Source organism: Lentzea sokolovensis (genome assembly GCF_033949975.1).
In the GTDB taxonomy this organism is placed as follows: Bacteria; Actinomycetota; Actinomycetes; order Mycobacteriales; family Pseudonocardiaceae; genus Lentzea; species Lentzea sokolovensis.
In genome coordinates this window covers 564356-573338 of the sequence record NZ_JAXAVU010000014.1, presented here as the reverse complement: position 1 = coordinate 573338, position 8983 = coordinate 564356, and the positions used below count along the sequence as shown (strand labels likewise).

At 68.6% G+C, this 8983-nt stretch carries 11 protein-coding genes; 6 read left to right on the top strand and 5 right to left on the bottom strand.

Annotated features, from left to right (window positions below; translation table 11 throughout):
* Positions 1-83 precede the first annotated feature (83 nt).
* The 3 genes from SK854_RS36645 to SK854_RS36635 all read right to left on the bottom strand — a co-directional run bounded on the left by SK854_RS36645 (position 84) and on the right by SK854_RS36635 (position 1913).
* Complete coding sequence (locus SK854_RS36645; RefSeq protein ID WP_319979730.1) at positions 84-581, bottom strand: COG4315 family predicted lipoprotein; 498 nt, start codon at positions 579-581, stop codon at positions 84-86.
* Between the two features lie 33 nt (positions 582-614).
* A complete protein-coding gene (locus SK854_RS36640) occupies positions 615-1235 on the bottom strand; it encodes a TetR/AcrR family transcriptional regulator (RefSeq protein ID WP_319979729.1) in 621 nt (206 codons plus the stop codon).
* 90 nt (positions 1236-1325) lie between these two features.
* Positions 1326-1913, bottom strand: coding sequence for a D-alanyl-D-alanine carboxypeptidase family protein (locus SK854_RS36635; protein ID WP_319979728.1), 588 nt, complete (start codon positions 1911-1913; stop codon positions 1326-1328).
* A 244-nt stretch (positions 1914-2157) separates the two neighbouring features.
* Here SK854_RS36635 and SK854_RS36630 point away from each other — a divergent pair, with 244 nt between their 5' ends.
* From SK854_RS36630 to SK854_RS36615, 4 genes are all read left to right on the top strand, one after another.
* Positions 2158-2550, top strand: coding sequence for an SSI family serine proteinase inhibitor (locus SK854_RS36630; protein ID WP_319979727.1), 393 nt, complete (start codon positions 2158-2160; stop codon positions 2548-2550).
* 132 nt (positions 2551-2682) lie between these two features.
* Positions 2683-3780 carry a calcium:proton antiporter gene (locus tag SK854_RS36625; protein WP_319979726.1) on the top strand — a complete coding sequence of 366 codons (1098 nt, stop codon included), beginning with the start codon at positions 2683-2685 and terminating at the stop codon, positions 3778-3780.
* A 64-nt stretch (positions 3781-3844) separates the two neighbouring features.
* Positions 3845-5251, top strand: a complete 1407-nt coding sequence (locus tag SK854_RS36620) for an FAD-binding oxidoreductase (RefSeq protein ID WP_319979725.1) — start codon at positions 3845-3847, stop codon at positions 5249-5251.
* Between the two features lie 86 nt (positions 5252-5337).
* Positions 5338-6468 carry a lipase family protein gene (locus SK854_RS36615; RefSeq protein WP_319979724.1) on the top strand — a complete coding sequence of 377 codons (1131 nt, stop codon included), beginning with the start codon at positions 5338-5340 and terminating at the stop codon, positions 6466-6468.
* On the opposite strand, the gene SK854_RS36610 is transcribed toward SK854_RS36615, so the two are convergent.
* Entirely contained in the window at positions 6458-6850 is a 393-nt protein-coding gene (locus SK854_RS36610; protein ID WP_319979723.1) for a hypothetical protein, read from the bottom strand. The genes SK854_RS36615 and SK854_RS36610 overlap by 11 nt on opposite strands.
* A gap of 56 nt (positions 6851-6906) precedes the next feature.
* Between SK854_RS36610 and SK854_RS36605 the strand changes: the two genes are divergently transcribed.
* The gene (locus SK854_RS36605; RefSeq protein WP_319979722.1) at positions 6907-7464 is read left to right on the top strand and encodes a TetR/AcrR family transcriptional regulator; all 558 of its coding nucleotides are present in this window, start codon (positions 6907-6909) and stop codon (positions 7462-7464) included.
* Here SK854_RS36605 and SK854_RS36600 read toward each other — a convergent pair.
* Complete coding sequence (locus SK854_RS36600) at positions 7421-7879, bottom strand: DUF3291 domain-containing protein (RefSeq protein ID WP_319979721.1); 459 nt, start codon at positions 7877-7879, stop codon at positions 7421-7423. The two genes, SK854_RS36605 and SK854_RS36600, sit on opposite strands and share 44 nt — an antisense overlap.
* Before the next feature lie 25 nt (positions 7880-7904).
* Between SK854_RS36600 and SK854_RS36595 the strand changes: the two genes are divergently transcribed.
* Complete coding sequence (locus SK854_RS36595) at positions 7905-8846, top strand: D-2-hydroxyacid dehydrogenase family protein (protein WP_319979720.1); 942 nt, start codon at positions 7905-7907, stop codon at positions 8844-8846.
* The last annotated feature ends 137 nt before the right edge of the window (positions 8847-8983 follow it).

Here is an 8983-nt window from a genome sequence, read left to right as displayed (position 1 = left end):
ACCGGCTACTCCGAAGAGCAGCCGGTTCCAGTGTGTGGCCCAGGCGTCACGCCGCGCTGCCGCGCCCGGACACCGAAATTTCGCTAGCGGGAGGCCTTGGCTCCGCTGGGGGAGATCGCGAACCAGCGGTCGTCCACGCCGTGCCCGGTCGTGTCGCCGGCGCCTTCGTCGTCGACGTAGCGGTACACCGGCTTGCCGGCGATCGTGACCTGCTCCAGCCCGTCCGGACGCTTCGTGGTGCTCAGCAGAGCCTGGTCGAGGTCCGGCGCCTCGATCTTGCCGCCCGCGGCCAGCAGCGGCACCCAGACGAGCGTGCACTCGGGTTCGAGGCAGGTCGACTTCGACGGGCCGTCCTGGGTGGAGAAGTAGAGGGTGTTGTGCTCGCGGTCGGCGACGACTGCGCCGACCGCGGGCGACTCCTCGACCTGCAGTTTCGCGATGTCGCCCGGCAGCACCTGGGCGGGCCCCGCGACCGGACCGGCAGCGGCCTCCAGTTCGGCCAGTGAGGCGGTCTCCTCTTCCGGCGGTGCGGAACAGGCACCAAGGCACACCAACAGCGCGAGAACGGCGAATCGGCTCACACGGGTGGTTACGGACAGAGGTGCCCCACCGGTTCAGCGCGACCGCAGGATGGCCGCCAGCATCAGCTCGCGGATCTCCGCGGCGATCTCGTCGACCGCGAGCGGCGGCCGGTGCGCCTGCCACTCCCGCAGCAGCCCCGTGATCGCCCCCACCAGCGCGATCGCCGTGAGCCGGTACGACCGCTGCGGCGCCACGCCCGCGGCCGCCGCCAGCAGCGCCTCGGACTCGATGAACTCCGCCCACGTGTTCACCCAGCGCACGTGCTGCTGCTCGATCTCCGCGTTCACGCCCACGGCCTCGACGTAGTTGAGGCGCGGTGCACGGGGATCGGCCGTGACGCTGCGCACGAACACGTCCAGCAGCGTCGTGATCCGGATCTCGACGTCGGCGGACTCCAGTTCGCTGAGCGCCGTGCGGACCTGGGCGAACGCCGTGGCGTTGATCAGGTCGTGCAGGTCGCGCAGCAGGTCCTCCTTCGAGGCGAACTCCTCGTAGAAGTTGCGGGTGGAGACACCCGCCTCGGTGCACAGCTCGGAGATCTTGGTGGCCGCGAAGCCCGCGCTGGTGAAGAGCTGGAGGCCTGCCTGCAGCAGCTTCGCCCGGCGCTCCGCCTTGCGCTGCTCGGGTGAAATGCCGCCGTAGGCACGGGCCACCGGGGGTGCTCCAATCTGGTAACTGGGCTTGTCAGATTACGTCGGCGCAACCTTCCGCGCACCCCAGGCGTCTAGACCTTTGCGCGGGGGTCAGCTGCCCGTCGCGCTGGGGATCAGGGCGGGACAACCCCCGGTGGGGTAGCCGGCGTTGTACTCGAAATGCCACTGCTCGTTTTCGTAACGACGGCACCAGCCGAGGCTGTTGCCGTTTTTCTCGACCCATTTCGCGGATTCGATCGGCTGAACGTCGACGGCGAATCCGATCACGTGCATCGAACGGTCCGGCGGGTTCAGCACGTACTTCGACGCGAGTTCTTCGGTGCCGAACTTCTGCACCGCCTCGTCGAATTCGGCCTGCTGCTGCTGGCGGCTGCGCTTGCCGTCGTTCAGGCAGAGCTTGACGCCCTGCTCAGAGGCCTTGGCGCGCAGCGCCAGCCACGCCTTCAGCACCTCGGGACGCAGGCCTCGCGGCTCCTCGTCGAAGTAGCGCGCGTCGATCGAGCAGTTCGGCCCGTCCGGCGGTCCCGGCACTTCCTCGACAATCGCGAGCGGCTTTCCGGCATGACGGTCGAACACGAGCGTCAATCTGCCCAGGTAACCCAGCGCGCCGCCGGTGGAAACCACGAGTGTGACGATCAGGAGCACGCCGAACACGACGCGTCTGGAGGTCTTGGACATGATTCGAATAATACGTCGGCGCGCAACCGCGTCTGTCAGCAACCCGTAACAGTCCGTCGGCAGCTGCGTCTCGGTGAACGTGTCGAGCGCCACATCCATTCGGCCCAATCACGCTTTCGGCGGAGCGCGCAAATGTGATCGGTGAACAGTTGCTGGCCCCTTTCGCGGCGACGAAACATGGTGGCAACATCTGCGTCGGCCGAGAACCGGCCCGTTTTAATGAGGTCTCAGGAGGACCGCTTTCATGTCCGGCCGCATTTTTGCGATCGTCGCTCTGTTCGCGTCACTTTTCGTCTTCACCGGCACCGCGCAGGCCGCTCCCGCTCCGCACGGGGGCACCGCACTGCTCTTGTCCGCCCGGTACTCGGAGTTCGACGGCGGTGCCTTCAAGGCGACTGTCCTGACCTGCGAACGAGGTGACCGGCACCCGCGCAGGGCCCTCGCCTGCGCGACGCTGGCCTCCGCGGGCGCCGACCTGCAGACCATGCAGGCAGATGACAGGGCGTGCACGTTCCACTACGCGCCCGTCGAGGTCTCCATGTTCGGTTTCTGGCGCGGTGAGCCCGTGAACGAGGTTCACACCTACCCGAACTCGTGCGTCATGCTGGCGCACACCGGTGCCCTCTTCGATTTCTAGGGATCGAACACGGCATCGAAACAAAATGTGGAGCGGGGCGCGGCAGGGGCGCTCCGCTCCACATTTTGTTGCCTCCGGAATGAGGGCTGCGCCGAATGGCGGGCGGCCCGGCCGGTATGCGAGGGTTGGATCATGGCCGCCGCCCCGCGCTTCCCACTGCTGCACTGGACGACCGTCACCCCGTTGCTCGGCTTGCTCCTGCTCGCCCTGACCTGGGGTCGTGACCTCGGGGGCGTGCTCGTGGCGCTCGTCGCCCTGGTCCTCGCCGCGACCGTGCTCGCCGCCGTGCACCACGCCGAGGTGGTCGCGTTGAGGGTGGGGGAGCCGTTCGGTTCGCTGGTCCTCGCGGTCGCGGTGACGATCATCGAGGTGGCCCTGATCGTCACGCTCATGGTGTCCGGCGGCCCCGAAGCGTCGTCGCTGGCACGTGACACGGTGTTCGCCGCGGTCATGATCACCACGAACGGCATCATCGGCATCGCGTTGCTGCTCGGGGCGATGAAGCACCACACGATCCTGTTCAACGCCGAAGGCAGCGGCGGCGCGCTCGCCACGGTGATGACGCTCGCCACGCTCACGCTGGTGCTGCCGACGTTCACCACGACCACACCCGGCCCCGAGTTCTCCGGCCCGCAGCTCGCGTTCGCCGCGTTCGCCTCCCTCGGCCTGTACGCGATGTTCGTCTTCACCCAGACCGTCCGGCACCGCGACTTCTTCCTCCCCGTCGACGAGGACGGCGTCATCGAGGCCGACGAACACGCCGAGGCGCCGTCCGGCAACGCCGCGCTCATCTCCCTCGGCTTCCTGCTCGTCGCACTGATCGCCGTGGTCGGCCTCGCGAAGATCGAGTCGCCCGCGATCGAGGCCGGCGTGCGGGCCGCAGGGTTCCCGCAGTCGTTCGTCGGCGTCGTCATCGCCCTGCTGGTGCTGCTGCCCGAGACGATCGCCGCCGCCCGCGCCGCGTTGCGCGACCGGATCCAGACCAGCATCAACCTCGGCTACGGCTCGGCGATCGCGAGCATCGGCCTCACGATCCCGACCATCGCGCTCGCCACCATCTGGCTCGACGGGCCGTTGATGCTCGGGCTCGGGTCGACGCAGATGATCCTGCTGCTGCTCACGGTTCTGGTCAGCGTCCTGACCGTGGTGCCGGGCCGTGCGACGCGTCTGCAGGGTGGCGTGCACCTGGTTCTGCTCGCGGCGTTCCTGTTCCTGGCTGTGAACCCGTAGCCGGGATCCTTCCCGGTCGCTTGATCCGTTGTGCCCTGGTTTGTCCGACTCCTACGTTCGTGGAATGTTGCGTCGCAGGGCACTTCTGCACACGGCCGCTTTAGGAGCTGTGTCGGCGTTGGTCGGCAAGTCCACAATGGACGTCCAGCTGATCAGGCCCGGCGACACCGCCTACGGAGACGCCAAGCTCGGCTACTTCACGCAGTACGACGCGCAACGTCCCAGCGCGATCGCCCGTGTCACGTCACCGGCGGATGTCCAGCGGTGCATCGAGATCGCACGTGCTGAGCGCACCCGGATCACCGCCCGCTGCGGCGGCCACAGCTATCCCGGCTACTCCACGGCGGACGGCGCGCTCGTCGTCGACGTGCGCGGCCTCAACCGGATCGACGTCCGCGCCGACGGAACGGCCGAGGTGGGCGCGGGCGTGTTGCTGATGGACCTGTACGTCGCGCTGGCGAACGCCGGCCGGATGATGCCGGCCGGCACGTGCGCGACCGTCGGCATCTCCGGGCTGACGCTGGGCGGCGGCATCGGCGTGACCGCCCGGCAGTTCGGCCTCACCAGCGACCGGCTGGTCAGCGCGCGGATCGTGACGCCCGACGGCGTGCATCGCACGGTCTCGGCCGCGGAACACCCCGATCTGTTCTGGGCGTTGCGCGGCGGTGGCGGCGGCAACTTCGGCATCGTCACGTCGTTCGTGTTCCGCACCGAACCGGCGCGCAACCTGACGACCTTCACCCTCGCGTTCCCGTCGGCGTCGCTGGCCTCGCTGCTCAGCGCGTGGCCTGACTGGCAGGGCAAGGCGCCGGACGCGCTCACCTCGACCGTGGGCGTGGGCAGCGGCTCGAACCCGTACGTCGAGGTCGGTGGTTGTTTCGTCGGCACGCCGGTGAACTTGAAGCCGTTGCTGGACGACCTGGTCCGTCGCGTTGGTTCGCAGCCGACCTCACGGCGTGAGCAAGAGCAGAGTTTCCTCGCCGCGATGGAACGGTTCGCGTGGTGCCGGGTCAGCGACGGTTCGTGCCGCCCGAGTTGGAACGGTGGCGGCGGCTCGCAGTCGCGCGGTAGCTACGTCGCGACGTCGCGGATGCTGACGAAGCCGATCGCCGACCCGCAGAAGCTCGCCGACATCTTCAAGAACACCCCGAACTCGTACAACATGATCGACGCTCTGGGCGGCGCGGTCGGCCGTGGTCCGGCTTCCGCCTTCCCTCACCGGAGTGCGTTGGCGAGCATCCAGGTCGAGCTGACCCTGTCCGCGGGGGAGACGAACGCGCGGCGTGCGATGGGGGTCGCGCGCGATGAGCTCGGCAAGATGTTCGGCGCCAACGGGTACGTCAACTACCTCGACCCGCAGATGCCGGACTGGGCGAACGCGTACTACGGCTCGTCCCTGCCCCGGCTTCGTGAGGTGGCGCGGAAGTACGACCCCGACCGGGTCTTTTCCTTCGCCCAGGGCCTCGTGTGAATCCATAAAGCCGAACGGACTATTGTCCTGTTGCGGCGTTCGGCCCTACATTGCGGTAACGCCGGTTACCACAAAGGGGTCCAACGATGCAGCTCCGTGCCGTGCTCGCCGCCGTTCTTCTGTTGTTCACCCTGGTCACGCCCGCGACGGCGGCCGCACCGGGGGAGCTGGTCAGCAGCCGGGAGGTGGCGTGGCACCCGGAACCGCTCAGGCTCCTGCCCGCGCCGGTGAAGGCCTACGACATCCGGTACAACTCCACGTCCGCGACGGGCGAGGGCACCGTCGTGTCCGGCATGGTGCTGGTGTCGCCGCTGCCGTGGAACAACGGCCCGCGGCCGATCGTGGCGTACGCGATGGGCACGCAGGGCATGGGCGACCAGTGCGCGCCGTCGCGGCAGTTGCAGGGCGGCACCGAGGTCGAGATCGCGTTCCTCGCGCAGGCGATGTTCAACGGCTGGGCGGTCGCGGTGACCGACTACGAAGGCCTTGGCACGCCAGGGGATCACACCTACGCGGTGGCACGTTCGGAGGGACGGGCGCTGCTCGACGTGGCCCGTGCCGCGAGTGGCATCCCGGGGCTGTCCGCTGACGCGCCGGTCGGCGTTTTCGGTTACTCGCAGGGTGGTCAGGCCGCGTCGGCCGCCGCCGAGCAGTGGAAGTCCTACGCGCCTTCGCTGAACGTCGTGGGTGTCGCCGCCGGCGGGGTGCCGGCCGACCTGAACGCGGTCGCGAAGTTCAACGACGGCAACGCCGGTTCGGGCCTGGTGTTCGCGGCGGCTGCGGGGTACGCCGCGGCCTACCCCGAACTGCCGTTGTCGTCGTTGCTCAACGCCCGCGGCACGCAGGTCATCGACAAGATCCGCGAGTCGTGCGTCGCTGAAATCGCTTTGGTGGCACCGTTCACGCGCCTCAACTCGTTGACGACGACGCCGGACGTCATCCAGAACCCGTTGTGGCAGAGCAGGTTGAAGGAGAACACGCTCGGATCGGTCAAGTCGGCCGCGCCCGTGTACCTCTACCACGGCACGCTGGACGAGCTGATCCCGTTCGCCGTCGGGCAGAAGCTGCGCTCGCAGTGGTGCTCGCTGGGCGCCGACGTGCAGTGGACGCCGTTGCCGTTGCTCGGGCACGTCACCGCCGTGAGTGCGTGGGGCTCGAACGCGATGCTGTGGCTGGGTGACCGCTTCGCCGGGAAGTCCACGCGTCCTAACTGCTGATCACCGCGGCGGCGAAGGCCGGGAACCAGGCCACTGGCGAGAGCCAGGCGTGTGCCAGCGGGAGCGGCCTCTTCAGCAGGGACATCGTCGCCCGGAAGTAGACGATGCCCCGCGCGTCGGGGTTGCTCCTGCGCCAGCCCTTCACCATCAGCGTGTCCCCGAGGGTGAGGTGCAGCGTCAGCACGGCGAAGCCGGCCCACGCCAGCAGCGCCGAACCCGTGGCCACGAAGGCGATCCAGATGCCGAGGCCGACCAGCGAAGTGGCGAGGTGGTAGTAGGCGAGGGCCGGTACCCGTCTTCGTGCTCGGAGCAGGCGCAGCAGCAGAACGAAGCCGATCGCGGTGTTGGCGATCCAGGCGATCAGGGCGATGGTGGCGGTCATGGATCGACGGTACTACGTTCATAGTGTCTGGTCACTACGTTTATAGTGTCGCTGTGATGTCGAACCGGGACCGCGCTCTCGCCGCCGCCGTGGAGCTCTTGGGCACCGAAGGCCTGCGAGGCCTCACCCACGCCCGCGTGGACGACCGCGCGGACCTGCCGAAGGGCTCCACGTCCAACTACTTCCGCAGCCGTGCCGCGCTGCTCGACGGCGTCGTGGACTGGATGGTGCGCAAGGAGGTCCCGCAGGTCGAGACGACGCTCAACCCGGCGTCACCCCAGGACCTCGTCGACGAGTTGTGCCGGCTCTACGAGTTCATGACAGGCCCGAACGCCGTCACGGTCACCGCCCGCATGGTGCTGTGGGTGGAGGCCGCGACCAATCCTCAGGTGCGGCAGGCGTTGTTGCGAGGCCGCGCCACGATGGCGTCGATGCTGGTCCCGGCCCTCGCCGGGCTCGGCGTGCGCGACCCGCTGGCGGCCTCGGACACGCTCGGAGCGTGTGTGCAGGGCCTGTTCCTGCAGCAGTTCGCGCGAGGCGAGGCGATCGATCCCCGGCCACTGGTCGAGATCATCGTCCGAGGTGCGCTGGCGGGAACCGCTTCCGGAACGTGAAGCCCTCTGCCGTCGGCCCGTTCCGCCTGACGAGGTCGAGCTTCGCGAGACCCTCCTCGGTCGTGGGCCGATGCCCGGCGGGGATCCACCACATCACGTCGAGCGCGCTCTCCGGCTCGAACCACTGCTTGCTGCGCTTGACCGCTTCGAGGTGCACGCCGCTGAACGCGTACGCCCACAACGCTTCCACCGACTCCCACACGCTGAGGTTGTAGGCCTCCAGCATCGGATCGCGTCCCAACCGGCTCAGGTCGTCCATCATCCGCTCGGACGTGGGCCGCCACACGAACCCGGGAGCCTGCCGCGCCAGGTCGTTGATCGCCTCGACCCGGCTCACGAACCCGCGCATCCTCCAGTGGTCGAACGCCCACCGCCCGGTCGAGATGTTGGCCTGTGCCAGGTGGAAGGCTTCCATGCGCCTACTTTGGCATGATCGACCCATGCGATGTGTGGTGCTCGACGACTACCAGGGCGTGGCACTGGCGAACGCGGACTGGTCCGGCCTCGACGTGACCGTCCTGCGTGACCACCTGCCCGACCCGGCCGCCGAACTGGCCGAGGCCGAGTGCGTCGTGATCATGCGCGAGCGGACCCCGTTCGACGCGGCCCTGTTCGCACGGCTGCCTAGCCTGAAGCTGCTGATCACCAGCGGCATGCGCAACGCGTCGATCGACCTGGACGCGGCACGCGAGCACGGCGTGACGGTCTGCGGCACCGGCAGCGCGAAGACGCCGCCCGCCGAGCTGACCTGGGCGCTGATCCTCGGCCTCGCCCGCCACCTGGTCGTCGAGAACGCGGCCTTCCACGCCGGCGGTCCCTGGCAGAGCACCGTCGGTGTCGACCTGGCCGGGAGCACCCTGGGACTGCTCGGTTTCGGTCACCTCGGCACAGCGGTCGGCCGTGTCGGCAAGGCGTTCGGCATGGACGTCGTCGCCTGGAGTCCCCACCTGACGGCCGACCGTGTCGAGGCGGAGGGCGTGCGGCTCGCGTCCGGGTTGCACGACCTGCTGGCGCAGAGCGACTTCGCGTCCATCCACCTCGTGCTCGGCGACCGCAGCCGCGGCCTCGTCGACGCGGCCGCGCTCGCGTGCATGAAGCCGGGTGCGTTCTTGATCAACACCTCGCGCGCCGCCATCGTCGACCAGGTCGCGCTCCTCGAGGCGTTGCGCGGCAACAAGATCGCGGGCGCGGGCCTCGACGTCTTCGAGACCGAGCCGTTGCCCGTCCCGCACGAGCTGCGGACGTTGCCCAACGTGCTCGCGACTCCGCATCTCGGCTACGTCACCGCGTCGAACTACCGCACCTACTTTCAAGAGGCCGTCGAGGGAATTCACGCCTTCCTCCGAGGTGAACCCGTCCGGGAGCTGACCCACTCACGGTAGGTGTCTTGTACTCCGGACGGGTGATTGGCTGCGACCGCTGGATCCAGGGCTAACGCCGTCTTCTGGTGGGGCGACTCTCCGGTCGTGGCACAGGTGTGTCCTGCGTCACTCCACAGCGGAACTACTGACCTGGCAGC